General features: G+C 45.9%; 23 protein-coding genes. 16 read left to right on the top strand and 7 right to left on the bottom strand.

All coding sequences use genetic code 11. The features are described 5' to 3' along the window. The first annotated feature begins 1 nt into the window (after position 1). The 12 genes from NBH16_RS12075 to NBH16_RS12020 all read left to right on the top strand — a co-directional run bounded on the left by NBH16_RS12075 (position 2) and on the right by NBH16_RS12020 (position 13,569). Complete coding sequence (locus NBH16_RS12075; protein ID WP_048927267.1) at positions 2–769, top strand: DNA-binding domain-containing protein; 768 nt, start codon at positions 2–4, stop codon at positions 767–769. A 170-nt stretch (positions 770–939) separates the two neighbouring features. Beyond that, positions 940–2,628: a fimbrillin family protein gene (locus tag NBH16_RS12070; RefSeq protein ID WP_250788643.1), complete on the top strand. Its 1,689-nt coding sequence runs from the start codon at positions 940–942 to the stop codon at positions 2,626–2,628. A 52-nt stretch (positions 2,629–2,680) separates the two neighbouring features. Further along, positions 2,681–3,724: a hypothetical protein gene (locus tag NBH16_RS12065; protein WP_250788641.1), complete on the top strand. Its 1,044-nt coding sequence runs from the start codon at positions 2,681–2,683 to the stop codon at positions 3,722–3,724. A 22-nt stretch (positions 3,725–3,746) separates the two neighbouring features. Then, positions 3,747–4,805 carry a fimbrillin family protein gene (locus tag NBH16_RS12060; protein WP_250788639.1) on the top strand — a complete coding sequence of 353 codons (1,059 nt, stop codon included), beginning with the start codon at positions 3,747–3,749 and terminating at the stop codon, positions 4,803–4,805. Positions 4,806–4,854: 49 nt separating this feature from the next. Further along, on the top strand, positions 4,855–6,084 hold the full coding sequence (locus NBH16_RS12055; RefSeq protein ID WP_005862552.1) for a fimbrillin family protein: 1,230 nt from the start codon (positions 4,855–4,857) through the stop codon (positions 6,082–6,084). 158 nt (positions 6,085–6,242) lie between these two features. Beyond that, positions 6,243–7,346: a fimbrillin family protein gene (locus NBH16_RS12050; RefSeq protein ID WP_250788637.1), complete on the top strand. Its 1,104-nt coding sequence runs from the start codon at positions 6,243–6,245 to the stop codon at positions 7,344–7,346. 16 nt (positions 7,347–7,362) lie between these two features. After that, positions 7,363–8,502 (top strand): fimbrillin family protein, encoded by a 1,140-nt coding sequence (locus NBH16_RS12045; RefSeq protein ID WP_250788636.1) that lies wholly within the window; start codon positions 7,363–7,365, stop codon positions 8,500–8,502. 21 nt (positions 8,503–8,523) lie between these two features. Continuing rightward, positions 8,524–9,420, top strand: a complete 897-nt coding sequence (locus tag NBH16_RS12040) for a fimbrillin family protein (RefSeq protein WP_250788634.1) — start codon at positions 8,524–8,526, stop codon at positions 9,418–9,420. Between the two features lie 30 nt (positions 9,421–9,450). Further along, positions 9,451–10,326 carry a hypothetical protein gene (locus NBH16_RS12035; RefSeq protein ID WP_250788632.1) on the top strand — a complete coding sequence of 292 codons (876 nt, stop codon included), beginning with the start codon at positions 9,451–9,453 and terminating at the stop codon, positions 10,324–10,326. A gap of 30 nt (positions 10,327–10,356) precedes the next feature. Next, a complete protein-coding gene (locus tag NBH16_RS12030; protein WP_227806139.1) occupies positions 10,357–11,310 on the top strand; it encodes a fimbrillin family protein in 954 nt (317 codons plus the stop codon). A 17-nt stretch (positions 11,311–11,327) separates the two neighbouring features. Beyond that, on the top strand, positions 11,328–12,338 hold the full coding sequence (locus tag NBH16_RS12025; protein WP_250788631.1) for a fimbrillin family protein: 1,011 nt from the start codon (positions 11,328–11,330) through the stop codon (positions 12,336–12,338). Between the two features lie 79 nt (positions 12,339–12,417). Next, positions 12,418–13,569: a DUF4906 domain-containing protein gene (locus NBH16_RS12020; RefSeq protein WP_250788629.1), complete on the top strand. Its 1,152-nt coding sequence runs from the start codon at positions 12,418–12,420 to the stop codon at positions 13,567–13,569. A gap of 69 nt (positions 13,570–13,638) precedes the next feature. On the opposite strand, the gene NBH16_RS12015 is transcribed toward NBH16_RS12020, so the two are convergent. The 3 genes from NBH16_RS12015 to NBH16_RS12005 form a co-directional block, all read right to left on the bottom strand. Beyond that, positions 13,639–14,727, bottom strand: a complete 1,089-nt coding sequence (locus tag NBH16_RS12015) for a tyrosine-type recombinase/integrase (protein WP_005862537.1) — start codon at positions 14,725–14,727, stop codon at positions 13,639–13,641. A 105-nt stretch (positions 14,728–14,832) separates the two neighbouring features. Next, positions 14,833–18,069: an FAD-dependent oxidoreductase gene (locus NBH16_RS12010; RefSeq protein ID WP_048927274.1), complete on the bottom strand. Its 3,237-nt coding sequence runs from the start codon at positions 18,067–18,069 to the stop codon at positions 14,833–14,835. A 102-nt stretch (positions 18,070–18,171) separates the two neighbouring features. Next, positions 18,172–18,309 carry a hypothetical protein gene (locus tag NBH16_RS12005; RefSeq protein ID WP_008772202.1) on the bottom strand — a complete coding sequence of 46 codons (138 nt, stop codon included), beginning with the start codon at positions 18,307–18,309 and terminating at the stop codon, positions 18,172–18,174. A 926-nt stretch (positions 18,310–19,235) separates the two neighbouring features. Here NBH16_RS12005 and NBH16_RS12000 point away from each other — a divergent pair. Together NBH16_RS12000 and NBH16_RS11995 are read left to right on the top strand one after the other, a co-directional pair. Then, positions 19,236–19,715, top strand: a complete 480-nt coding sequence (locus tag NBH16_RS12000) for a DUF2975 domain-containing protein (RefSeq protein ID WP_250788627.1) — start codon at positions 19,236–19,238, stop codon at positions 19,713–19,715. A 2-nt stretch (positions 19,716–19,717) separates the two neighbouring features. Next, positions 19,718–19,939, top strand: a complete 222-nt coding sequence (locus NBH16_RS11995) for a helix-turn-helix domain-containing protein (RefSeq protein ID WP_005862373.1) — start codon at positions 19,718–19,720, stop codon at positions 19,937–19,939. 356 nt (positions 19,940–20,295) lie between these two features. Here NBH16_RS11995 and NBH16_RS11990 read toward each other — a convergent pair whose 3' ends face one another. Further along, positions 20,296–20,646, bottom strand: coding sequence for a DUF1622 domain-containing protein (locus NBH16_RS11990; protein ID WP_005857075.1), 351 nt, complete (start codon positions 20,644–20,646; stop codon positions 20,296–20,298). Between the two features lie 503 nt (positions 20,647–21,149). Here NBH16_RS11990 and NBH16_RS11985 point away from each other — a divergent pair. After that, on the top strand, positions 21,150–21,413 hold the full coding sequence (locus NBH16_RS11985) for a hypothetical protein (protein ID WP_227154340.1): 264 nt from the start codon (positions 21,150–21,152) through the stop codon (positions 21,411–21,413). 93 nt (positions 21,414–21,506) lie between these two features. On the opposite strand, the gene NBH16_RS11980 is transcribed toward NBH16_RS11985, so the two are convergent. Continuing rightward, positions 21,507–21,740: a YecH family metal-binding protein gene (locus NBH16_RS11980; RefSeq protein ID WP_048927276.1), complete on the bottom strand. Its 234-nt coding sequence runs from the start codon at positions 21,738–21,740 to the stop codon at positions 21,507–21,509. A gap of 165 nt (positions 21,741–21,905) precedes the next feature. On the opposite strand from NBH16_RS11980, the gene NBH16_RS11975 reads away from it, so the two are divergent. Further along, entirely contained in the window at positions 21,906–22,787 is an 882-nt protein-coding gene (locus NBH16_RS11975; protein ID WP_048927277.1) for a DUF3078 domain-containing protein, read from the top strand. Between the two features lie 68 nt (positions 22,788–22,855). Here NBH16_RS11975 and NBH16_RS11970 read toward each other — a convergent pair whose 3' ends face one another. Together NBH16_RS11970 and rlmD are read right to left on the bottom strand one after the other, a co-directional pair. Continuing rightward, positions 22,856–24,241, bottom strand: coding sequence for an MltF family protein (locus NBH16_RS11970; protein WP_250788625.1), 1,386 nt, complete (start codon positions 24,239–24,241; stop codon positions 22,856–22,858). A gap of 12 nt (positions 24,242–24,253) precedes the next feature. Beyond that, on the bottom strand, positions 24,254–25,666 hold the full coding sequence (rlmD, locus tag NBH16_RS11965; protein ID WP_048927279.1) for a 23S rRNA (uracil(1939)-C(5))-methyltransferase RlmD: 1,413 nt from the start codon (positions 25,664–25,666) through the stop codon (positions 24,254–24,256). Positions 25,667–26,134 lie beyond the last annotated feature (468 nt).

Below are 26,134 nucleotides of genomic sequence, written 5' to 3'. Positions count from 1 at the left end.
CATGGCAAACGAGTATTACTGGAAAGTATGGCTTCGGCCGAATTTGTTAACCAAGGATGACGACAACGACTACGTAGCGGAGGTATTGACACAAAAAGACACCCTGCACAACGAGAATATAGCCAACGCCATCATCAAGGAAGGTTCCGAGATCAAGTACGACACCTTGCTCTCTATCATCAAGCAACGCGACCGCATCGTGCGGGAGCACCTCATGATGGGCTACAGCCTACTCACCGAGGTGTGCCAATACACGCCTCGTATCACGGGCCCTTGGGGAGGCGAGACGGCGAAGTTCGATCCCGCTATCCATAAGCTGACGCTCGATATCGTGCCCTCCGCCGAGATGCGTGACGCGTTGAGCAAGGTGGGCGTCGAGGTTCTAGGAGCCAAGTCCGAGGTGGGGCGCATCGGCATGGTGACCGATACCTTCACGGGATTGTCCAACGGCTCTATCACCCCGAACGAGGACATACTGATCGAGGGCGACCGTATCCGTATTAACGGGGCGGACAGCTCGGTAGGTATCTTTTTCGTGTCGGAAGACGGCGAGAAGGTTACGCCCGTGACCCGCCGCCTCACGCAAAACGACCCCAGCCGTATCATCGCCCGCGTACCGGCCTTGACCGACGGCAAGTACAAGCTACGCATCGTGACGCAGTTCTCGAAAGGCGTCACCTTGCTCAAGTCTCCCCGCACGATCGAGTACAAGCTGCCGCTCACCGTGGGTGCCGGGGGAGGCGACTCCGAGAGCCCGGATGAGATTTGATCCGGGGGAGGCATCATCCCTAGCACAGGGGAGACATCATCCCTAACACTAGGGAGGCATCGTCCCTAACGCTGGGGAGGCATCATCCCTAACGCTAGGGAGACACCCTCCCCGACGGCAGGGAACCGGCCCGTACAGAGGGAAAGGAAAAACTATAGATAAACTAGTATATGAGATTAAGACATTTATCGGAAAAAACAGCTTTTTTATTACTCGGCTTCCTCGTCTTGGGAGCTTGCGGTAAGGACGATCCGGAACCACCCGTTCCCGGTTCCGGCGAGGGATTGTTGCGGGTATCCGTGCGACATACGGGCGATACTCCCTTGGCCGTTTTCGCTTATAAGGCGGATGGTTCCCGCGTGGCGGGGAAGGAAGAGCCCGCCGGAACGCCGTCTACGTGGTCGTGGAGCGAGCGGCTCGTGGTGGGGGAGTACGCCCTGCTGGTCGCCGGCGCCGACCCCGCCGAGGTCCGGTTGGGCGATACGGAGAATCTGGGGAAAGCCTATGCCGCCGCCCTTCCCTCGGGAAGCGACAGCCTGCTGGTATCGCTGGATAGCCCTCTTTACGTGGAGAGCGTGACGGGGATTAAGGTGACCGATGGCGATGAGACCGCGATCTCATCGACCCCCAAGGATATCCGCCGGATCTTGCGCCTTACCATCGACGCGGGGAAAGGCTTCGGCGGGGCGAAGGTGGAGGGCCGTTTGGACGGGATAGCCTCGTCGGTGCGCCTGTCCGACCGGATAGCGACAGGAGTGGGTGTGCTCGACCTTGATTTCCGTGCCTCGGCTGCGGGCGTGGCGGGCGTTTACCAAGCCGTGGCGGGTATCTTGGGTACGGTGACGCTGGACGGCTCGGACCGGAGCAACGTCTGCACGCTCTCGTTCGAGACCGCCGGCGGCGAGCGTTTCAGCTACAAGGAGAACCTGACCGCGAGCCTGCATGAGGCCATGTCCTCGGGCCGTGATACGCTGGATCTCTCCTTGAAGGTAAGCCCCGCCGTCCCGATCCGCCTTTACACCGGCATCCAGACCCGTGCCGCCGTGGACGTTTTCGACTCCATGCCCGTATCCATCGCCGTAGGCACTTCCGCCGGCGATTACACGGAGCATTGGACGGGGACGGCCACGGAGGGCGATATCCTCTTGGACCCGGAGCGCTACTATCCCACGGACGGCTCCGCGCTTTTCATCCGCAGCTATCACCCCGCCGCCCCCCACGTGAACGGCGAGGTACGGTACGAGCTGACGGGGCAGGAAGACTTGATGCTGACCGATGAGCGGAGCGGTTCCCTGTCCCGCCGTTTCGACGCTACGGAAACGCCCTTGATCCATAAGCACCTGCTGACGCAACTCAGCTTCCGCCTACGTGTCAAGGGAGCGCCGGACGGGTATAGCGTACATGCCGTCAAGCTGAACGGGCTAGCCTCGGTAGCTAAGGTGTCCTTGTCGGATGGAGAGGTGGTCCCGGTCGGGGAGACCAGCTCGGTGATCATCTATTCTTCCGATGACGGGAATGGTATCCCCGTGGTGGATGGCGTAGTGACGCTCCCCGGATTCGTGCTGGTGCAGCCCAAGGCCTCCTTGACGCTTGACATGACGCTCGCGCCGGAAGGTGATCCCGCCTCCGGGCAGGATTTCAAGGATCTCCCCGTCTCGTTCGGCGGCGAGGGCAACGAGAGTGGAGGGGCTTACGATATCGAGATCTCGCTTGAGATACCCGTTGATCCAGAGGAACCGGACGATCCCGATACTCCCGAGGAACCCAAGGAGCCGGATCCCTTCGAGGAGTACCAAGTAAAGATAACGGCAACCGTCACCCCGTGGAAACCGGGCAATGGCGGCAACGCCGATTTATAGATAAGATTATTTAATTCATATTTTTTATTAATACTTTAAAATTACAAGACAAATGAAAAAGATTTTGACAATGGCGGCTGTGGCCCTGTTAGCGGCAAGCTGCTCGAACGACAAGGATGTGATCACTCCCGATTTGGGTACGGCGAACGCTCCGGTAGCGATCAAATTGACACAAAGCGTGGAAGGTCTCACGACTAAAGCCCCGATCACGAATGGATCGCAGGTGGAAGGTATCGTGGTGATGGTGGACGTGACTTCCGGACACGAGCATGATTGGGGTAGCTTTAATCCGGTTTACAAGAATGTGATCAATGAAACTACAAAGGCATTGGAAACACGTGCCAACGTAGCCGGCGCTGTATTTACGGCTGGGAAAGAGACGGATATTACCTTGACTCCCACCTTGTATTATGATAATGCGCAGGTGAGTGCTAAAAACTCCCATATCACGGCGGTTGTTCCTTCCGGAACAATCGAGTCCTCAAAAGTGGTTTTCGGTAAGGTAGACGGATTGCAGGATGTCATGACGATCGGTGCGGATCAAGATGCCGGAACTGCAGCGTCACCAAATCAAAATGGATGTAAGTTGACGTTTGCCCACAAGACCACCCAATTGGTTTTCGCCGCTAGTTACACAAGCGTAGCTGGTGGTAAGGGAGAATGGGAAGGAAAGAACGTCTCCATCAAGAGCATCAAGATTTTGGGCACGCAATTGCCCCAATCCGTAAACTTGACAAATGGTGACGTGAATTGGGCTACTGCTTCCGATTTCTCTGTCCCGAATATCACGACAACCGCTCTTTCCACGACAGCTTCTACGATTAGCCCGGCAGTGATGCTCGCTCCGTCTAATGATATCAAGCTGAACGTAACGATCAACGTAGGCGGTACGGATCGTACCTTCTTGAATGTCCCGGTGATGGACTCAAAGAATGCAGGTGAAAAGTTGAATGCCCAAGAAGGCTATGCCCATACGGTTACGTTGAACATTACCGAGCCAGACAAACCTACAGGAGATAATGTGAAGGCACTGGAAGTGAAAGCCACTGTCAACGAATGGAAACAGGGTAACGGCGGAACCGTTGAATTGAAATAATCCCAAATATCCCTCAACCATCATGAGACAACTCTCTACATACATATTGTCGATGATAGTCATGGGATCGTTGGCCGCTTGCTCGGACAATGGTGAGGCGGGAGGTGAGATACCTTCCGCCGATCCTCCGATCGAGCTTCGGGCGACGTACCCGGACACGTCCATAAGCACGAAAGCGGAAGTGGGAGAGGCGGAGGCGTTCAAGACTACCCTCTTTTGCGTGACCCGTCTCGACGCCATCACAGGTGTTCCCGACTATACGAGTCTTGCCGATCGTTTCTCCACCCCCGTATCCAACGTGACCACAAGTTGGGCCGATGCCGTATTCTACGAGGAATGGGTAGAGCGGACGGCTGATGTGGCGGTAGGCGGGAGTATCTCATGGGATGCCTCTCGTAAGCACCATTATCCCCGCATGGGAGCGAATGTGTATCTGGTCGGCGTATCTCCCGTGGCGGGCGATAACTCGTACGATGCCGCCGAGGGTACCGTAAGTTATACCCTTGACGGGCATATGGACTTGATGTACGCCGGTCCCTTGGCGGGTAATAAGTGGGATGGTAACCGGTTTACGGGCAATACCGTCGCCGGGGTCGAGGCGAATCGCTCATTGAATTACGCCCACCTGCTTACCCAGCTGGTATTCAAGGCAAAGAAGCATGATGCCGGAGGACTGGAGGTGAAGGTGAACAAGATTATCGTGAAAAGCATACCTACGGCGGTAAATGTTCCGCTGGCTACGGGCGAGGCTGTCTTCTCCGGTTCCTCGGAAGTGATCCTTGAGCCTGCCGGCAACGCCACGGTAGGGGCATCAAATGTCGGTCCCATCGATCTGGGCTGCTTGTATCTGCCGCCTACACCCGATCCGGGCAATGTAAAAATAACGGTCGAGACTTCGATCGGTACCTTTACCGACGTATCCGTAAAGATGGGTGATGAAATATCTGAGGATAATTTCAAGCCCGGTTTCTCTCACGTGATCACGTTGGATATCTACGATGCCTCTTTAGGTATCTCCTCCGTGGAGGTAGCCGAATGGACTCCCTCGTATGTCGATGGCAACCTAGACTTGATCCACTGACTGACTAAACGAATTGAACAATTAATAGAACGAATCAAAAAAAGTAATCATGAGAAAACTGATAAACTATAAACTACTCTTTCTTTCTCCCTTCTTCTTGGCTGCCTGTAGCAACGAGGACAATATCCCCTCCATCCTCCCTTCCAACCAGCCGGATGCCGTAGAGCTGGGGATTACGGCGGGGGTGACGCTTACGAAAAGCGTGATAAATTCGGGTACCCAAGCTAACGCTAGCAAAGATGATGTCATGAAAAGCGTGGCGGTGTACGCACGCTTAAAGGGGACAGTCGTATCGGGTGAAGATCCTTATACGAATGCGAAAAGCAATAATTACGCATTATATACTTATTCGACAACAGGAACCGCAGGCTGGAAAAGTGGAGAGAATAAGAAAATATATCTGACCTCCGAAGTGGCAAAGATATACGCTTATTATCCGGCTTATCAGCCCGGAACAAATCAAGAGTTAGCCACAACCACAGCTCTAGTATTATCTGATAATACCGCTACGGATAACTCCACAATCCCAGTAACGGTCTTTGCTGGAACGACTGATGATGCGCATAGGGATTATCCCTCGACATTAATAGACAACTCTGAAACGACAAATACCAATAAGGCAAAGATTAATTCAGCGAAAGGTGAAATCGATTATATGTGGGCGGACCAAGGTAGCTCTGAGACGAATTGGATAACTGCGAGCAACACGAAAAAGGAAACCTCTATAGATGCCTCTGTTGATCTAACCATGAAGCATGCCTTGACTTTGGTTAGTTTCCGCATTTACAATGATGGAACTTATAAGAATAAAGGTGTGCTATCGAAGATACAGTTGAAGGATGTACCTAATCAAAAGGTAAGCGGTAATAGCAATCCTCTTGCTACGATGAATATTGATAAGGGAACCTTGGCTAATAATAGTTCCTTGACAACGGGATCTTATATCCGTGAGTTTGCTACTGGCGCTACTTATACCTTGAAAAAGAAAGGAGACTCTGGTTTATCAGACGATAATGCAGCTAAAGGGGCTTCATACCGATTCAGCATCTTGGCTTTGCCGATAACTAACCAAGCCCTAAATAATACCAAAGCCATCTTTACGATTGATGGAGCGGATTATGAGGTAGCGTTAGCTGATAATGCGACAGGAGTTACTTGGGAGCAGGGGAAAGAAAACATCTATACCGTAAAACTTAGCGGTAAGGAATTATCCATAGGCACCGTAACCGTAGCCGCTTGGGGCACCGTAACCGGCAATGATGATTTGAAAGTTAATTAACTTACAGTCTAGGGTTGTAGAGACGGGGCGTGCCCCGTCTCTACAACAAAACACGAAACACGAAATACAAAACACGAAATCTGTGTAGTAACAATCAGACCGGGTGGTAATAATAAAACCGGGTGGCAAATAAACGAACAATATAAACAACGATAAATATGAAACCGTATAGATACCTATTATTAACAACAGTATCGCTTTCCCTTTTCGCCTGCGGCGGCGAGGATGGCGAAGACCCCATCGTACCCCCGGTTGATCCGGATACCCCTGTCGCCCTGTCCCCGCAGATCGCCAGCGTAGCCCTTACCAAGGCCACTGCCACATCCAGCGATATAGCGGCTATCGGCCTATACGCCGTAAATAACGTGGCAAGTGAAAACCATTACGGCACATCCCCCCAAGGTACATACGGCCAATACACCCTCCAAGAGGGTTCCTTAAAACCCGCTACGATAAACGGTAAGGATCAAACGATCTGGCTAAGCACCCAGCAAGCTATAGTCTACTCTTGCTATCCAGTCACGGATGCCACCACGATAACCGCGGCCGGAAATGCCTCTTCCCCGGTCTATACCATCCCGGTACGAGCCACTGCCATAGCCTATTCGAATACGGTAACGAATGCCTCCTCCTTGGATTTCACAGTTCCCGGTAACGATTATATGTATGGTGTAGCCTATAACACTTCCACGAATACCTTTGGAACAACTCAACCCATAGCCGATAACGGCCACAGAGCCTCCGATTCAAAAGGCGAGAAGATAAACCTAGGCCTTAAGCATGCCTTTTGCTTGGTAAGCCTAAAGTTCAAGAAACACACGGACTACGTCGGTCCTTGCAACCTGACAAAAATAACCTATAGTCGCCCCATCCCGACACTACAAACGAATGGTACCACCACCATGAGCCTAAAGGACGGAGCCCTCGGCAACCTAACCGGAGCGAAGGCGGGTACACCGGTAAAGTACGAGTACACGGTAAATGGCGGCGTAACCGTTGCCGCTACCACAGACGGAATCGAGTTCATCAATTACGGCGTACCATTCCCCTCCGGCACTGCAAATGTTACCGCCGCTACCTTGACCGTCGTAGTAGATGGCAAGGAAATGAAACTAGACACCATTACCGACGGTGGCGAATGGTCCGCCGGAAATAAATATACATACACCATCTCCATCCACGGTACCGGCCTTAAGCTGGACGGCTTCAATGTGGTAGGGTGGACGAATGAATCATCCGACAATACAAGTACGACTATCTAAAAAAACTATACGACCTATGATACAGGATATTTACAAAAACGCACGTCCGCTACACCTCGGTGTAGGCCTGTTGGCGATACTGGCGCTCTTATCCGGCTGCTCCTCCGACGACTCCTTGCCGGAAGACACGACAGGGGCATTCTTACAACCCGTATTCCACATGAGCGGTGTCGAGACCCGCTCCATCATAAGCGGAACCTCCACGACGGAGGGTGAGGGAAGGATTAACGCGGTAAAACTTTTCGTTACTAAAGCAGAGGACGGCTATACTCCCTATGGCGGGGTTGGTACGGCGGGAAATGCTGGCCTTTCCACCTTCACCTATCAGTCGGTAGGTAGCGGCGGAAACGATTGGGTAGGCGATCCCACTGTGAATTTATCGAGTGTAAAGGCCCGGATCTATGCCTATAGCCCGGCGAACGCCATCTTGACAAAATCAACGACTACCACGACGCATACTATAGCGACCACCCTTCCCGTTCACCAGAATTTCTATGGCGGCAAGGGATGGGATTCTGACGCTACCGATTATATGTACGGTTCCGCCAGCAACACGGTAGGAGAGGCTATCGCTATTACGGCCAGCAATACCACGCCGTCCGGCGGTTCCCCCTCAAGCGGTACTTATCAGCCGGAAATCTACTTGCAACATGCGCTGGCCCGCCTTTCCTTCACGATGCAATCCGCCACGGGACGTTCCGTGAATGCGACCTATGATTACGTGAAGAAGATAACGTTGAAAACATCCTCCAATGCGTTCATTACCGGCACGGGAACGATGCGGATCGCGGATGGAGCGCTTGGTGGAGGAACAAAGGTAGCCGAACTCACTTTTACCCCTAAAAACGATGTGTCGAGTAATACCACTGCCATACTTTGCGGTGCCGCGGGTGTTCCGGTGGAGGTAGGCTATGGGTTGGTGGCTCCTTTGGCATCGGTTGACATGACCCTTACGGTAGTGGTCGGCAAGCGGGATGACACTACGGATGACCGGACGTTATCCGCCAACTTAAGTCAGATCACTTGGAAAAGAGGACATACCCACAAAATACAAATAACCTTATCCAACCGGGCGATTACAGTGAACGCCGATATCCTCCCTTGGACAGAGAGCGGTTCAGCGGGAACGGGAGACGTTAAGCCCGGCGGCTATTAATTACGGCATAAAAAGAAAAATATGAATATGAATTACATGAACCTCAGTTTAGCATGGATGGGAGCCTTAAACATGGCGCTGGCTCTCTCCGGTTGCACGAACGGGATAGAGACGGGGCTTTCCGCTCCGGAGGGAATCCCGGTGACGGTATTTGCCGAGATCAGCCCTGTTACCAAAAGCGGCGAGGCGGTTAGCTCGGATAATGGTTTCGATAGGACATCCTTCCTTTCCGGCGATCAGATAAAGGTGACAAGGACAAAAAAGGCAAGTGGGACGGCGGCTTCCCAATCGGCCAGCTATCGGTATGACGGGACTTCCGCATGGACCGTGGTGGGAACCTCGCCTGTGACCTTGGAGCCTGCCGTTACGTATTCGGCGCAGTTTCCGGCGGATTACTCGGCCATCAACCAGTTTCAAACCACGAGCGCTGCTTATCTGGCCAGTAACCTGCTGAAAACGGGTGATGCCACATCCAGCGACGGTACGCTGGACTTTACGTCGAGCGGCAAGCCCTTTACGCACGTCAATTCGAAGTTGACCTTGAAGTTTACCGTGAACCGTGAGACTACCATCGCCAATGATGCCGTATTGGTAGCGGCGGCGGGGATACGTACGGCTGTATCTACGAACCAGACGATCACGCTATATCGGCCTTACCCGGTCGATGCATCCCGGAAATATGAATGGTGTGGTATCCTAAGGGCTGTAGGTGGTAGTGCGGGAACCCCTGCTACGGATCTAACGGTCTCTCTCACTTGCGATGGTGTTACCTACAAGGCTACCTTAACGGGTTGTGCCTTGCGGACCGGTTACCACTATACATATAATTTGACCTTGCATAACGACATGCTGATCCCGGAAAGTTGTACCATCGGCAAATGGACGGATGAGATCATGGCTGGAGGAAATTTAACTTAACAACTATATAGCATTATGATACATTATACTATGAATATACGACAAACCATGCTCCACCTGTCCGGAGGCTTATTGCTATTGCTCACCCCCGCCTGTACCTCAGAGGTGGATCTGGAAGGTGGACAGCCCTTGGAGGTGACGGCGGAGATCGTTTCTTCTCTGTCTACCCGTGCGGTCGACGCTACGAACTATGATAAGAGTAGCTTTAGTACGGACGATGAGATACAGATTAATGGTGGGAGCCAGACCGTGACTTACCGAAAGGATGCCACGAACGGGTGGATTCCGAAAACGGCGGGAAGCTCGTTGACGGTTTCCGGATCATCTACGGCTTCTTCATTCTCGGCCTCATATCCGGCAGCTTTCACCTTTATTCTGCAAGACCAGAAATCCTATGAGAATTTCTGGCAAAGCAATAAACTGGAAGCGAAAGGCGGCTCTAACGTTACCTTGAGTAGCAACAAGGTAAACTTTACCTTTATGCCAGTAGCGGCGAAGATCACGATCTCAATTAATTATGCCTCATCAGGGGGTGCTACTACAAAATATAGGAATGTGACGGCTACCTTGGCAGGCAATGGCATCCGGACTGGTGCCTCTTCTTCTGAAACGATCGAGATGTTGCATACAGGGGATAATACCGTAGCTAGCGATAAGCATACTTTCGTCTGTATCTTAAGACCGGGAGCGAATATGAGTTTCAAGCTAAGCGTTTCCCGTACGCTTGACGGTGCTTCAAGTCCAGAGGCTACACAACAAACATTTACTCAGCCGGCATACACATTTGGGGCTAGTAAGAATTATGTATATAACTTCACGTCATCCGATGAATTGATATTGACTTCCGTGGAAGTAATGGGGTTTACGGAGACAACGGTTCCCGACAATCCTGTTAGCGCCACTTGATCCATTTAAAATCTATAAAGAATGAAGAATATGAGAAATTTATATAATCTAGGTTGGGGATTGGCCCTCTGTTCCCTGTTGGGAGCTTGCCAGTCAGACGGGATACCGGAGGTGGAGGCAGGTTCCACCCTTGAGCTGCGATCGGTCTCTTTGGCTGACGACGCTGTTACGAAGGCTGTGACTACCTCTGTGGATAACGTGAAATTGTATTTGAAGAACTCCAGTGATACATGGGTGAATCCGGTGTATTCCAAATCCGGAGTAACATGGGGATGTGAATCCGCGCCACTGCTGGGTAGTACCGCTACGGATGTGTATGCTTATTATCCTACGGAAGAAGAAGGTAAGGCCATTAACGTAACAGCCTCCTCCGGCGTGTACTCTGTCGAGGTCACGGTCCGGGATGCGGATACATTCGATGGTAAACAGATCGATTACCTTTATGCTACGCCGGTTCAGGCTTCCAAAACCTCAAAGATAATCAGCCTTCAATTGTTCCATGCCTTGACAAAGGTGAGTTTCTATATCTATAAGTCTGCGAATGCCAGCGATGAGATCTTAACGCTGAAAAAAATAGATATACGTAGTAACACCGGACGTCTGCAAATCGGTAAGGCGGACATGCGATTGAACGGGACAGGGGAGGAACTAGGGCGTCTGAATGGCCTAGCGGGGACATCCTCGATAGAGTTGACCGGTTCGAAAATATTGGAAACCTCGTTGACGCAACCGAACATATCTTGTCTCGTAGCCCCGATGGACGCTGCCGAGCAAGTATTGTCGTTCCGTTTGACAGTGGATGTAGATGGGGTGGAACGTGAGTTTGAAACTGCCTCTATTTCTTCCGAAAGCGGGGTGAAATGGTTGGCGGGTTATCATTATGTCTATAAGATACGTATTGATAAGATGGAAGGTACATTCGAGGGCGTAACCGTATACGATTGGCAAAATAGTACAGATCAGAATACGAGTGTGGGTATTTAAATAAGAAGGGAGGAGATATGAGATATGTATTAAGTTTTGTAAGTCTATGGCTTTTGGTCACGTTGGTGGGTTGCCAAAAGGAATCTTTTTGGGAAGAAGGGGAAGGTGATAAGGTTGCCTTGGAGTTCGATCTTTATCAAGCGAACGTAACCAAGGCTGCGGCCGTTTCAGCCTTGAATGATAAAGCGTTGATTAAAGTCTATGCTTTCAAGGTGGAGACTAAGACTGAGACCGGTACTAAGACTGGGACTGGTGAAACTGGTACTCCTTCGGCGGAAGGTACTTATGTGGTGGGTGCGGATGGAAAGGTCACCGCCCAATCGGGCAAGGCCCTATTTTTGTATCGCGGTGTATATAACCTTTATTTCACTTCCTACAATGAAGAGAATGCGCCGGAATTGGGTGATGGAAATCTGGTGACCGTGCAAAATGGGCAAGATTTTATGTATACGTTCATGAACGATATAACTGTCCAGCCCCAGAAAGCGGGACAAAACACGATGTCGGTTACCTTGACGAATCCGTTCACGCGGCTTTGCTCGCAAGTAGAGGTGTCGGTAAAAGCGGCTAGTGTATCTCCTGTTACTGTAAAAGGCTTGCGTGTAAACTTTATAACGATGAAAAACTTATCTGATTCAAGAACTTATCGGCTAGGGGATAATGCATGGTATTCGGATGGAGTTGCGAATGAAAACAACGGAGTGGATTTTAGCTCTTTCAATAATTCCGTAGCTGTAGGCCTGCCTCATACCTCAGATCCACGTAAAATCGTATTGCCTTTAAGCGGGTCGGAATTACAGTTTGTAATTGATTTAACGGTAGATTATGATAAAAATGGAAATGGTGGATCTGTGCCCGGTCATTTTGTATTCAATGCTACCGCTCGTAAGACTTTCTTGCCCGGTATGTCCTATAGCTTTGAATTTACCTTGAAGTTCTTTGGGGATTTTAAAGAAACAGAACTGACATTGGGTATATTGGAATTCACGGAAATAAAAAATGTGACAGATCCCGTTGGTGGAGAATAAGGAGGAACTGAAAATGAGAATAAGAATAAGTTTATTTTGTATACTATGCTTGCTGCTAGGGGCATGTAGTAATGAGGAAATGATACCATCAACATCCGAAGGAGGGGAGGAATGTGCTTTCCAGTTCCTGTTAAGGGTACCGGGTACGATTGATGTAGAGACGAAAGCGGGAACGGAAACGACAATTCTTAAATTGGGAGATACTAATATATATAACGTATGGATTTTACAGTTTAAAAAGGATGGAACCGAGTTGTTGAAAGCTGTCTTTGCCGATAGGAATAGCATAACGGCTGTGCCGGGAAGTGGTGGTACTGACTATAGCCAGTTATTGATTCAATTAACAAAGGATGATATGCGTTTTAAGAACGAGACTAGTGAGTTTTATATTATCGTAAATGCGGAGGAAATGAATGCGACGGAGGCAACCGCCAGTTTATTTGGTAATGATGGTACCAGTGGTATTCCTAAGACCCTTTCTGTAACAGATCTGATGGCTAAAACGAAAAGTATTGCTTATTCAGGAGATGGTGCTCCAACAGGTACTAATATACTATCTTCGGGACCGACCGACTATACGAAGGATCCCTCTAGCTCAGAGGCTGACATGAGGTTGGTCGTATTATCCCGTATGTACAGGGCGTTCGCGAAAGTGACCGTGACCGTGAACTCTTCAGTGGCCTCTGGCAATTTTAAGTTAATTGATACGAAACCGGTTATTATGTCAAATGTACCTAAAGTAACCCGGCTATATGATGACGACTCGACATATCCAACGATTTCAAGTCCTTTATCTACTAATTTCTATACGGAGGAGATACCTGTATCAGGAATAACACTCGGTGATAAAGAAGGAGTTTTCTATATGGCGGAAAATATCCGGGGTACAGGTTTAGCTACCACGGCGCAAGAGAAGAATAAGAAGGATATGGGGCCGGGGACTGGCGGATCTTTGGAAGGATGCACTTATCTATTGGTAAGAGGGCAATATCAGTATCCTTTGGGTGGAGGAGCATACTCTTCGCCGATCGATGTAGAGTATAAATTCTATCTTGGGGGTGACTTGGTGACCGATTACAATATCTATCGGGATTATCATTATAAGCTGACGGTGAATATCGCCGGCTCTAATAGTGCCGACCTCCGTGTAACGATAACAAACGGCAACGTGGCTGTCTTTGATGATGTGGACAATGTCGAGAATACTGTTAATTTTGGTGAAGAGAAATAGTATCCATTCTAAGGGCTGTGCAGGAATGCCTTGACGAATCTACCCTTTGGCATTCCTGCATGAACTATTTTAAATAAATGAGAATAACTTAGAGGCAATCGAGGAAATGAGCTTCTTGCATTTCTTGCCGATTGTCTCTTTTATTTGTATAGGAGGATTGTCTCTTAAAGCCATCACCTTATTTTTACTTCTTTGCCGGGAGGAAGAGCCGCGAACCAAATTATTCAACATATTATCGGAGGCCCTGTCTATTTTAGATACTGATATCCGGCCAAGATAGATCTCGGTAGTCCGTAGGGACATATGTCCTAAGGATTGGCTGATAATGCCGATTTCCGAATTCGCCTCCAGCATCATGGAAGCCCAGCTATGCCGCATCACATAGGTAGTGAATGGCTGTTCGAAGTGTAATTGCTCTCCCATTTTCTTTAAGTGGCGGTTCACTCTCCGAAGCGCGGACTGGGCCGTGACTTCTCCCTCTCCGCTGATTTTCTCGTGTAAGAAAGGGAATATCCACGGGTTATTGAAACGCCGATAAGAGAATATGATGTTCTTCATCTCGGGGGTGATCTTTACTTGCATCGCTACGCCAGTCTTGCTACGTACGTAGTGGATATAATCATCGTTTATATTGCTGTGTCGCAAATTAAAGACATCCACGAAGCACATACCTCTAGCGTAAAATAAGAAAAGAGCCAAGTGAAGGGCCGTACAGGCGTGTGGGTTCTTGGGCCGCTCAAGAGTCGCCAGATTTTGTAGGTCGAGGCTTGGCAAAGCCCTTTTCCGGGTGGGTGGGACCTTTATCTGCAGGCCGGAGAACGGGCTTTCTCTCGGAACATCCATTTGTTTATCTTGAGCGATCTTGTTGTACATTGTCTTTAGATTACGAATGTAGAAGTCCAAACTACCCGGTTTCAAGGGAGCCTGTTTCCCGTCTTCCCCTTGCATCAACCATAAAAGATAGTGATGAAGAAAATCGGTCGTTAAGTCGGCAAATGTAAACTCCGTTACTCTCGGACCTAAAAAGGTGGATAATTTATTCCATGCGCTTCGATAATTCCCAGCGGTTCTTCCTTTCCCCTCATCGATTTTACTACTGATCAATTCTTCTATACATTCCTGTAGCAAAGGGGAGTTGTCTGTTGTTTCTATATTCATATGATTACTATTTATGGATATAGAATAACAAAAATAGAAAAGATTGGTTTTATCAAAACCTCCCCTTACCAATTGTGGTAGAGGAGGTTTTGTTTTATTTATAGTTTATTTGAAAGCTTTCTCACTAATTCCGTCTCCATCGAGCCTCAATCGCTCCATATAATCCGGAACGGTACGGCCTAACGCTTTATCTACGTATAGTTTAGCCAAGTATTGAGCGAGCATGAAGCCGTGACCTTGCAAACCGACGAATAGTCCGTTATCCGGATCGATAATGTAGCGAGGCTCTACATAATAACCGGACCATGTGGCTTGTACGGGTACTGTGGCTAACGATGGAATCCAATCGCAGAACACTTCGGAGATGATCTCCATGAAACGACGGGTATTAAACTTCAACTCATCAAAGTTGCTGATCTCCGCTTTAGCGTCGACAGCGGGGGAGGCGCAAGCGATAATCTGTCCGGTCTCGGCGAATTGCTGACCGTAGACAGCGGAGAAGTCGTTACGTTTCCGGCGGTCTATCAACATATCGAGGATATCCCCGTCTTTACCCAGATTCGGTAGGCGATGGGTAATCAACGCTTGGTGCTTGACCGGATAGAGGCCGGTGTAAAGGCCTAGCATGCGGGCGAAACGCTCGGCGCTATAACCGAGGGCGTTCACGAAATGATCACATTCGTATTCGATGTATCGCTTATCATGCGTATATAATAAGACGTGATATTTTCCACCGTTTTTGTGTACTTCCACTAGGTGTGTGTCTTCCAAAACCTCACCTTGCCGCTCTTTGCCTTTGTTTCGTATAAAGTCTATCACACGCCCCGGGGTAGCTTGCCAACAATGCTGGGAGATTTGTGCGGCGAAATAGGTGTTTTGGTTCGTGTTGAAGTAGGGAGACACCTCTTTCTGGAAGTCTTTCTTGTCGATCAAATAAGCGTTGGACCAACCGCAGGAACGTTCCAGATCATTGTAGGTAGCCTCGTCGTGGGCGAACGTGATATAGCGTATCTCACGGTAATGGATATCGTATTCTTTTTGTGTCTCCTCGAATATCGTTTGGTTATTACGGGCGATCTCCGCTAATTCGGGGATCGAGAACGCTGGACGACCACCACCGATATTACGCCATGATGATCCTCGATCCGCATTAATAAGCACGGTCTTTTTACCGGCTTCCGCAAAATAACGGAATAATGCGCTACCACCTATACCTCCGCCGGCGATTAAGACTTCCGTCTTACGAACCTGCTTTCCGGAATCTACTTTATAGGTATCCGCTATCTGACGCTGCGGATACATTTCCCCTAGGACGAAGCGGGTAGATAGGGGAGCACGGGGGGTAGCGTCGCCTACCAGTTCGATACCTTTTTCCCTTAGTTTCATGCGTAGGCGGGGTATGCAGCGTTTTCCCCGGCATGGCCCCATTCCTAGGCGGGTGATATGTTTTACCTCGTCGACGGAGATATATTTACGATCCCCAATGGCGGAAAGTAGCTCGTCCAAAGATACGTCCTCGCAATGGCAAACATAGGTCTCCGACTCACACTCCGGCTCTTGCTTGAAGTCGATTTCCTCCGGATAGTTTTCTTTTACGATGAATCCTGTGATATTCAATAAGGCATCGTTTTCCATTCCTGCCGCTTTCACACGGGCCACGTTTGTTTTTGTCGGCTTCTTTAATACTTTCTCAATGATACCTTCGCCTTGTTTCTTCCCGTTATCATCGACGAGCCACACCTCGGCACCTTCTTCTACCTCGTATTCTACCGGTAAGAATAAGTTTTGCTTCCGGGTATCGTAGCCGAAAATAGCCAGCCCCGGACAATGGGATACGCATTGCATACAGCCGGTACATTTTTCGTAATCGATCTCGGGCGTTACGCTGGTGGAGCTTTTGGTGATCGCCTTTTGAGGACAAGCGAAAGAGCAAGGGTTACAAGCGAAACCGTATAGGCAATCCAAACGAACGAAAGGGCGTTGGGCTTGACGTTCGGGAGTGGGCCTTGGGGACTCTTCCTTGATGCGGATCGGATGTTGCTGGGAGTCGATGTATTCCTTAGATATTTGTAAGTAATCGTTGTAGTTGAAACGTACGCCTAGCTCTTGGGCGATCTCATAAGCGGCTTGCTTTCCTCTTAGTACGGCGGTAGTACCTTCTCCGATTCGTACAGCATCACCTACGCCGGCACAACGTTTTCCAAATGTATATTGGCCTTTGGTTAGCAATTGGTTGTCGGGAATCAATCCTGTACATATATTAATAACATCAATACCATCAATCACTTTCTCTGTTCCCGGGATTGGCTTGAAGTTCTCGCATTCGCAGACAACCGCGCCAGTGATACCTGTCCGATCCTGGTTTGGAATGGCTTTCAAAAGCATATGAGAGGTATAAATAGGTATGCCAAGGCGGCGAATTCGATTCGCTTGTACCGGAAATCCACCTTCATGGGGCATCGCCTCTAAAATAGCCTTGACTTTCGCTCCGGCTTGCATCAATTGGTAAGACGTTAGGTAACCTATATTACCGGCGCCTACTGTCAATATGTTTTTGCCGAGTAACGTGAATTCAGCGTTCATCATTTTCTGTACGACTGCCGCTGTATAAACTCCGGGCACATCATCATTCTCGAAGGTCGGCATAAAAGGAACCGCACCAGTAGCGACTATCAAGGCTTGAGCTTCTACATAAAAATTTTTATGGTTAAGCATGTCTTTTACGGCGATACGCTTATTTTGTAGGATATCCCAGACCGTAGAATGTAAGAAAATACCAGAGTGGTCGTCTCCGGCTAAAGTTTTCGCTATATCGAAACCACGCATACCGCCAAAGCGCCGCTCTTTCTCGAAAAAGAAAAATGCATGGGTTTGCATCAAGAATTGACCGCCAATCTTATCATTGCTATCGATTACGATGCTGTTCAAGCCTAGCTCTTTTAAGGTTTCCCTACAAGCTAATCCAGCGGGGCCGGCACCAATGATGGCCACATCGGTTCGATAGATCTCTACCGGTTCTTCTCTGGGTTCTATTTGGGAATCTGTCGTATAATTCTGTACTGTTATTTCCGATACTTCCTTTACATTGTCTACTTTCGTAATACAGATACGCTTTACTTCTCCGTCTACCAGCATTTCGCAGGCGCCACATTTACCGATACCGCAATTCAACGAACGGTTGCGGCCATTTACGCTATGACTGTGTACTGGATAGCCGGCCTGATGTAAGGCGGCGGCGATGGTAAAACCCTTCATTCCCGTTACGGGTTTGCCATTGAATAAAAAAGTGTGTTCTCCCTCTTGTGGAATTGTTAAAATAGGATGATTAACGATTCTTTCCATAATTGCTATTGATTTAATTGGGCTAAAATTACGGATATAATTGGATAAATGTCCTAATTTTACTTGAAATCTATTCATAAAAAAGCGATTATCCCTAAATATTTAGGAGTAATCGCCGTGTTTTACTTGAAATTTGTCGTTTTGGGTAACTGCTCCACCAACCATAGCGTCGGAAGCGCTTTCATTTAATGTTAATCCTAGTGCGCTAACGATAGGAACCGTTAGAAAAGTGTTCCTCATCCGCTTCCGCATTCATCCGGAAGGCAAAGAGCATTATCATAAACAATAATATAGAAAGTAACTTCTTAATCATGCCTCAAACCGATCAATCATCATTTTTATCTTTGTTTGTAAAACAATTTGCAGCTTGAAATGTTTTATATTCAAACAGTCGATAAAAAGAAAAGCTCTCAGCCTAAAAGAAATTACTGGTGAACCTTTTCAAACAATCTTCTGTTATACTATAAAATGACTCAGAAGTCACCTTGATAGTAGTCATCGTATAATAATTTGTTAGTAGTATTTGTTTTTTCATATAAGTAGAGTTTGTTATTTGTTTGGTCCGCATGTAGCTGTGAAGCTGGATGCGGATTTTTATTTGTTTCCGCATGGAATCCATATGTTAATGCTAAAATATAAGATGTTGTGTGTCATGATTATCTGTAGATAGGCGAAATTCGGCATATCCGTTGTTCTATATCTATTGATTACGTTAATATGAATAGATTGTTTAATTAAAAATCTTATCCGGATTCAGCGATCCAAGAGGTATATGTTGCGGAAAAGACTGAAGGTAAACTCTTTAAGGTGATTTTGGTAATCGAGGGCAAGGAGGCTATCGCTATCTTTAATGAAAAGGGAGAAGAGATGAAGTAGTTATTAATGAATAGGATAATCCAAGATAGAAATAAACTCTATATTTGTCCCAATAACCGTATGCAATGAGCGTCTACCACTTTTCAGGTAGGCGTTCTTTTTTTCTTCTATTCCCATTCTCCCTTCCAAATGGGAGATCATTGTACTTCGACACTACACTGGCGATTCAAGTCCAGATTTTTTAATTAGCTTGAGAAAGAGACTGTTTTTTGAATTTCGCTATTCATTTATTGTTTATCAATAAATATTTATTACATTTGCAACGTCGTTTAAAATTAACATCATACGTCATGAAAAGAATTTCAACAGCATATCTTCAAACAGTTATTGTTCTTATCGGTATTGTGGCACTTATTATTTTGATTTGGTTTCCCTTAACTGAGGGACGAGCCACACACCTAGATTTATTTAGTACTTACGCTGATCCATTTATCTTATATGGATATGGAGCGTCAATCGCTTTTTTTGTTGCGTTGTACAATGCTTTTAGGTTGCTCGGTTATATTGGGCAAAATAAAGTGTTTTCAACAAACTCTGTAAAGACTTTGAAGAACATAAAGCATTGTGCGATCTTACTAAGTATTTTAATCGTGGTGGCAGGACTATTTATAAGGTTGACCCATAATACAGAAGATGACCCCGCAGGTTTTCTTGCCATTTGTATCGTAACTACTTTTGTCGCTATCGTAGTTGCGACAGCCGTGGCTGTATTTGAAAAATTATTGCAAAATGCGATAGATATGAAATCAGAGAATGACTTAACAGTTTAATTATGCCTATTATTGTAAACTTAGATGTAATGATGGCAAAGCGGAAGATTTCTTTGAACGAACTTTCTGAAAGAGTTGGTTTGACATTATCTAACCTTTCTATCTTAAAAACGGGAAAGGCGAAAGCAATTCGTTTTAGTACCCTAGAGGCAATTTGTAGAGCATTAGACTGTCAGCCAAGCGACATTTTGGAATATGTAAATGATGAGAAAAAAACAACATAAGGAATCAACACTTTGATGTGGTTCAGTCTGCTTATTAGTATAATACAACTTTATGTAGTGCCTAACTCTTGTAAGAGTTTGTTATTTTTGATCCGCATGTAGCAGTGACACTGGATGCGGATTTTTATTTTCTGTTTTATTTTGGCTATTGAAATTCATCAAAAGCATAAACATTATGATCTTTAATCTGGTTATAATAATATAAGGTATTAGTTTAAGGCAATATATCCACTTCCGCTTCACCTGTGAAGGCCGAGCGGTTTGGTTTTCTAACTTTACTTCATGGCGTTTAAATCCTATTCATGCAAGACTTAAGCGCCATTTTTCTGTACTTTCCCTTGAAAACTTTATGGGATCTACTCGGTATCTTTATTTTCAGTCTCTAGTTCCTTGATCTCTTTATTCAGAAAGACAGACAGAACTGTTCTAAGCACGACTATTCCACCTAAAATGGCCAATTCATTAAGTGTTGGTTCCAATACTGTTTTTAAGATATCTGACGCTATCAAAAATTCTAGTCCGAGAAGTAAGTATGTACCGAATACAGCTCTTAGTTTTCTTATGTTAGTAATGGAATAATTACCAGTAAGTCGCTTAAGTTCATTTCTGAAAAATGAGATGACTCCGATTAATGCACCATAGGTGACAATCAGAAGGCTTGTCACACTTATTATTGTCGCTAAGGTATTTAAAAAACCAGTAAGCATAAATAGACCATTTACAACCATAACATAAAAGGCCTATAGAATGTTTGTTGGAAGGCTCGCAGGTATGGTAGGTTTTCGGACTCACACTTTTACACGTATAGGATCAATCATGGATAAAAAACAACCCGGTAGTACAAAACTTGCCGGGTTGCTGTCTGTGTTATTCCAGAACGTCAAAAAATCCCCAATATTTTCACTTGCAACAAAATGCGCATCAAACATAATCTTTATTATTTGAATATCAAAACAAATCTATTAAATATTTTTCTTTTAAGCCTATTTTTATTGTTGTAGGACCATCTGATTTCTTTTTAAGGAAACTACTTCCTATCTAATGGCAATGAACTTCAATGATCTCATTTAGATTAGTGGTATATAATTTAGAGATGTGTTCATTTTCCATTTTTGCTATTTTATGTAAAAGAATTAAAGATGAAAATCTGTCTATATGATTTGTTTATTTGATTAAATATATTATATTTGTAGTAATAAAAATAAAGATTATGGAAGACCTTGAATTAATATCATTGTTGAATGAGTGTAATAAGATGAGTGTTTTTGAAGTGAGTAATTATCTTTTAGGAAAAATGGATTATTTGTCACGTATAAAAAGTGATAAGTCAAATAAGATACTAAAGTATATAGAGTCTTTTGTCTGGATGATAAATCACGCGGGTAACCGTAGGCCAAGTTATGTCTCTGATAAAGATTATGAATTGATGCAAAAATCATTTGCGATTATTTATAGGAATAGTATTATCCATTGAGTAGAATCGAAAGTCTTTTTTAACTTTAGGCAAATGACTCTAGGCTAAATTCTTTTGATTTAGCCTAGAGTCATTGATAGTGTCGTAGAATCTTTAATGATTACAAACCTTTGTAATATCTACCGTGAAACCATTTTCGACAGGCATGAATTTCCCCTTTTGTTTCAGAAATACGATTAACTCATCCGTATCCATATTTTCTGCCGAACAAGTATAGAAACGCTGATCCTCACCAAAAGTCTTAACGATCGCTTCTTTTAAAGAAGCTTCTGAATAACTATTACCCTCCATCATATGAAGGACTTCGTGTGCATGTAACTGTTCCATAAATCAAATTACTTAATTATCGGATACAAAAATAAGGGGTTTATCCGTATAAAGGTGTAACAAATGTGACATCCTTTCAACTTTAGGCTTTTCTAAACAAAAATTAATCAAACCTGTTTAAATGATAGGACGTCTTATTTTTTAATAACTAAAATATATCACAATATGAAACGTATATTCTTCATGACATTGTTTGTCGCATTAACGACAATCACATATAGTCAAACGGATGATAAAGGATATGAGGAAGGCAAATGGGTACTGAAAGGTGTGACAGGTTTGAACTTGTCGCAAACGGCGATGTCGAATTGGTCGGCTGGCGGTGAGAACTCTGTTGCCGGAAATGCGTATCTGAATGGGACATTAACACATAAAAGCGGTGACTGGTTATGGGTAACCAATCTCGCTCTCGATTACGGATTATCAAAGACTAAATCGCAGGGAATGAGGAAAAGTACCGATAATATAACCCTGTCTACCCAATTAGGATATTCCACCAATAATGTATGGTATTATACGTTGATGGGAGATTTAAACACCCAGTTTGCCAAAGGATATAATTATCCGGATAAGACACATTATATATCGAACTTCTTTGCGCCGGCGTATTCGAATATCTCCGTAGGTATGGAATATCGTCCCAAAAGCAATTATTCGGTTTATCTTTCTCCGGCTTCCACGAAGATGACTTTCGTGGAGGATGATTACCTTTCCGAGTTAGGAGCTTTCGGGGTCGATCCGGGAGATCGCTTCAGAATGGAATGGGGAGCTTACCTGAAAGCTCGTGCGGAATTAATCGTGATGGAAAACGTGAACTTGATTACTACAGCTGACTTTTTTACTCCTTATAGCGATCAATTCGGAAATATCGATGTCAATTGGGATGTATTGATAAGCATGAAGATTAATAAATTCCTGTCCGCTACACTCAATACGACGCTTAAATATGATAACGACGTGAAAACTTTTGAGGATAATGGAGAGAAACGGGGGGCGAAGGTCCAGTTCAAGGAAATATTAGGCATAGGTGTCGCCTATAATTTTTAAGTGGCATTTACTTGCAGAAAATTCATAGTTATGACTACTTTCACTCATAGCTATGAATTTTTTTATAACTATGACTTTTTCTTGTAGTAATGATAACGCTCCAACACTTCCCGCACGTAATTATATGTTTCTGAGCCACGCAAGTATCCATGCTTGCAAACAGGATCGTTATAATACTCGGGATCATTTTTCAAACGAATATATTCCGCTACATTATTATCCCATTTATTGGGATCTTTTCCATATTTTCGGGCCAATCGCTGCGCATCGTAAATATGTCCGATCCCAGCGTTGTAAGCCGCTAGGGTAAACTTGACTTTTTCTTCAGGATCCGTAATCTCAGAAAAACCTTGACGGAAGCGCCGTAAACAATCTACTCCCGTACGGATTCCCGTATCCGGATCTTTCAATTCATGCGGGGTGACACCTAATGCCTTCGCCGTATTTGGCATGATTCCCATAAGCCCCTCGGCACCGGCCCACGATACAACCGTAGGATTGAAATGAGACTCTTGATAGGAAATAGACGCCAGCAGCTGCCAATCCCATCCGATGTTTTTCGCATGTTTCTTGAAAAAAGGGTCATACGGGGAAATATGTCCATTCTTTACCTCCGGAATATCTGCGGTAAAAGGTCGCTTGCTTAATTCAAAGTACCGCTTAGTAACTGCCTTGAAAGAATGTTTACCCGTTTTATCGGAAGCCCATTCATCGATGGCCTTCGCCAAGTCCGGACTACTTTTCCTTACCACCCATGAAGAGCGTTGGGGAAAACTAACCTTTAGGTCGACATTGATATTCCAATAATAAGTCTTGTTTAGGCGGGCGGTGTTATCATCGCTGATCGTATAGGGAATTTCGCCCAAGGAGACCATCTCGATAAGATCTTCGGTAGCAATGGAGTCATTTTCCACTTTTTGGATATGGATTCCTCCGCCGAGTTCCTCATCCAAGTTCTTCAGTCGTTCGGAGTATTTGGTGTTAGGCTTTACGTAAACATTCTTATCGATTAATTGAGTGACATCGGTAAGAAGCTTATCGCCTTTATTGGCCCGTTGTATCAATACTTGACTGGAGATATCCTCCCGGCCGCAATAAATGACCTCTTGTTTCAGCTTGTTATTGATTGGGATAGGGTAGGCTACAACATCGGCCTCACCGGCTTCAAGCATCTCGATCAGGCGGGCAGGATTCTCGGCGACCTTGATGTTTAATTTCAAACCTTGGCTCTTGGCAAAATCGTTTATCAGATCGTATTCGTAACCCATGGGTTGCATCTTATATTGGAAGTAGGAGGTAGAACTGTATAAAGTCACCGCCGTGATCTCGCCTTCCGCTTTCAGTTGCGGTAAATCCACGAAAACGGAAACCTCCTCTTTCTCCTCTTGTTTGTTACCGTTGCAACCATACAAGAAGAACAAAAAGAGCAGAAAGGGGACGTATTTCCTATACATTATATTATATGTTTATTTTTTCTCAAGCAAAACCACGTTCTCCACATGATGTGTATGAGGAAACATATCGACCGGACGGACTTTCTTGACGGAGTATTTCACGCTCAACAAACTCAAATCGCGGGCTTGCGTAGCAGGATTGCAGCTAACGTAAACGATACGTTCCGGCTCGGCGAAGAGAATAGTGTTGATCACATCATCATGCATACCGGCACGTGGTGGATCGGTAATAATAACATCCGGACGTCCGTGTTGGTTTATGAAATCCTGCGTAAGGATATCTTTCATATCACCGGCATAAAAAAGCGTGTTCTCTATATGGTTCAAGGCGGAATTCACTTTTGCGTCCTCGATAGCCTCCGGTACGTATTCGATGCCGATAACCTTCTTTGCTTGACGAGAGACGAAATTAGCGATCGTACCTGTCCCGGTATATAAATCGTACACCATCTCATTTCCGGTAAGACCCGCAAATTCTCTAGCCACTTTATATAGATTATAAGCCTGTTCACTGTTTGTCTGATAGAAAGACTTAGGACCTACCTTGAATTGAAGCCCCTCCATCTCCTCGATGATATGATCTTTTCCCTTGAATACGAGAACTTCTTGGTCGGTGATCGTGTCATTACATTTGCCGTTGATGACGTACATCAAGGACGTGATTTCCGGGAATCGTTCCGCCAGATGAGATAATAACGCTTCCCTGCGCTCTACATCCTCATGGAAGAAAACCAATACGACCATCAAATCCCCAGTGGATGCCGTACGGATCATCAACGTACGAACGAATCCCTCTTGGTTCCGTAAATCGAAGAAAGGATATCCCTCATGAGATAGGCAATATTCCTTGACGCAAAGACGGATCTTGTTCGATATAGCATCTTGCAACCAACATTTATGGATGTCCAATACCTTATCGAACATCCCCGGTATATGAAACCCGACACCATTCATGCAATCGAAAGAGGCACCGGACTGGATCTCTTCCTCCGTAAGCCATTTCTTGTTTGAGAAAGTAAACTCAAGCTTGTTCCGGTAGAAAGTCGTGCGCTCGGAACCTAAGATCGGAAGTTTCTCTTCCATTTCGACTTTCCCGATGCGGGTAAGATTATCGTAGACCTGTTTTTGCTTATAGTAAAGTTGTTCCTCATAGGGAAGATGTTGCCACTTGCAACCTCCACAGACACCGAAGTGCTCACAAAACGGCTCCGCACGTTTGGCCGAGTACTCATGGAAATATACAGGTTTCCCCTCCGCATAACTATTCTTCTTACGGGTCAGTTGAATATCAACCACGTCTCCCGGAGCGACGAAGGGTACAAATACCACCATATCGTTCACTCTCGCGATAGCCTTGCCCTCGGCGGCTACGTCCGTAATGGTTACCTTTTCTAATATAGGCAACTGTTTCTTCTTTCTTGCCAATGTCGTTAAGTTTTAAATTCGCTTCGCAAAAATACTTACAATTCCGCTAAGAACAAAGAGCTTCGTTCTATATACTTAAATGAGTCCGGCAAACAGTTCTCGTTATTCTATCAAGATTGATGAAGATATGATTATGGACAGAAAGGGATGTATAGTATGTGTTTATAAATCAATATATTGCAGTTTCTTAAAATTTCTTATAAGGAAAACTTTTGTTTTGCTATAGAAAAACTTTAGTTCCACTAGGGAGAAACTTTAGTTTCATGCTGTAGAAACTAAAGTTTCTTCAGCAAAAAACTCCTGAGTCTTCCTATTGGAATGTCTTTTCCTGATTTATCTAGACACTTTTTTGTTTATAAACGTAATCAGTAGACAGTAGTTATAAAGTAATACTGATATAGTAGTCACTTCTTTTAACTTCATACTGATAACATAGACACATTACCTCTGGGCCGAACAGAGCCCTTC

Source organism: Parabacteroides sp. Y3-G-102 (genome assembly GCF_023656845.1).
GTDB lineage: Bacteria > Bacteroidota > Bacteroidia > Bacteroidales > Tannerellaceae > Parabacteroides > Parabacteroides distasonis.
This window is presented reverse-complemented; position numbering and strand designations above follow the sequence as displayed.

What these genes read in the sequence shown, in the direction of transcription:
- NBH16_RS12075 (WP_048927267.1), top strand. Translation starts at nt 2, where the DNA reads ATGGCAAACGAGTATTACTGGAAAGTATGGCTTCGGCCGAATTTGTTA.
- NBH16_RS12070 (WP_250788643.1), top strand. Translation starts at nt 940, where the DNA reads ATGAGATTAAGACATTTATCGGAAAAAACAGCTTTTTTATTACTCGGC.
- NBH16_RS12065 (WP_250788641.1), top strand. Translation starts at nt 2,681, where the DNA reads ATGAAAAAGATTTTGACAATGGCGGCTGTGGCCCTGTTAGCGGCAAGC.
- NBH16_RS12060 (WP_250788639.1), top strand. Translation starts at nt 3,747, where the DNA reads ATGAGACAACTCTCTACATACATATTGTCGATGATAGTCATGGGATCG.
- NBH16_RS12055 (WP_005862552.1), top strand. Translation starts at nt 4,855, where the DNA reads ATGAGAAAACTGATAAACTATAAACTACTCTTTCTTTCTCCCTTCTTC.
- NBH16_RS12050 (WP_250788637.1), top strand. Translation starts at nt 6,243, where the DNA reads ATGAAACCGTATAGATACCTATTATTAACAACAGTATCGCTTTCCCTT.
- NBH16_RS12045 (WP_250788636.1), top strand. Translation starts at nt 7,363, where the DNA reads ATGATACAGGATATTTACAAAAACGCACGTCCGCTACACCTCGGTGTA.
- NBH16_RS12040 (WP_250788634.1), top strand. Translation starts at nt 8,524, where the DNA reads ATGAATATGAATTACATGAACCTCAGTTTAGCATGGATGGGAGCCTTA.
- NBH16_RS12035 (WP_250788632.1), top strand. Translation starts at nt 9,451, where the DNA reads ATGAATATACGACAAACCATGCTCCACCTGTCCGGAGGCTTATTGCTA.
- NBH16_RS12030 (WP_227806139.1), top strand. Translation starts at nt 10,357, where the DNA reads ATGAGAAATTTATATAATCTAGGTTGGGGATTGGCCCTCTGTTCCCTG.
- NBH16_RS12025 (WP_250788631.1), top strand. Translation starts at nt 11,328, where the DNA reads ATGAGATATGTATTAAGTTTTGTAAGTCTATGGCTTTTGGTCACGTTG.
- NBH16_RS12020 (WP_250788629.1), top strand. Translation starts at nt 12,418, where the DNA reads ATGATACCATCAACATCCGAAGGAGGGGAGGAATGTGCTTTCCAGTTC.
- NBH16_RS12015 (WP_005862537.1), bottom strand. Translation starts at nt 14,727, where the DNA reads ATGAATATAGAAACAACAGACAACTCCCCTTTGCTACAGGAATGTATA.
- NBH16_RS12010 (WP_048927274.1), bottom strand. Translation starts at nt 18,069, where the DNA reads ATGGAAAGAATCGTTAATCATCCTATTTTAACAATTCCACAAGAGGGA.
- NBH16_RS12005 (WP_008772202.1), bottom strand. Translation starts at nt 18,309, where the DNA reads ATGAGGAACACTTTTCTAACGGTTCCTATCGTTAGCGCACTAGGATTA.
- NBH16_RS12000 (WP_250788627.1), top strand. Translation starts at nt 19,236, where the DNA reads ATGAAAAGAATTTCAACAGCATATCTTCAAACAGTTATTGTTCTTATC.
- NBH16_RS11995 (WP_005862373.1), top strand. Translation starts at nt 19,718, where the DNA reads ATGCCTATTATTGTAAACTTAGATGTAATGATGGCAAAGCGGAAGATT.
- NBH16_RS11990 (WP_005857075.1), bottom strand. Translation starts at nt 20,646, where the DNA reads ATGCTTACTGGTTTTTTAAATACCTTAGCGACAATAATAAGTGTGACA.
- NBH16_RS11985 (WP_227154340.1), top strand. Translation starts at nt 21,150, where the DNA reads ATGGAAGACCTTGAATTAATATCATTGTTGAATGAGTGTAATAAGATG.
- NBH16_RS11980 (WP_048927276.1), bottom strand. Translation starts at nt 21,740, where the DNA reads ATGGAACAGTTACATGCACACGAAGTCCTTCATATGATGGAGGGTAAT.
- NBH16_RS11975 (WP_048927277.1), top strand. Translation starts at nt 21,906, where the DNA reads ATGAAACGTATATTCTTCATGACATTGTTTGTCGCATTAACGACAATC.
- NBH16_RS11970 (WP_250788625.1), bottom strand. Translation starts at nt 24,241, where the DNA reads ATGTATAGGAAATACGTCCCCTTTCTGCTCTTTTTGTTCTTCTTGTAT.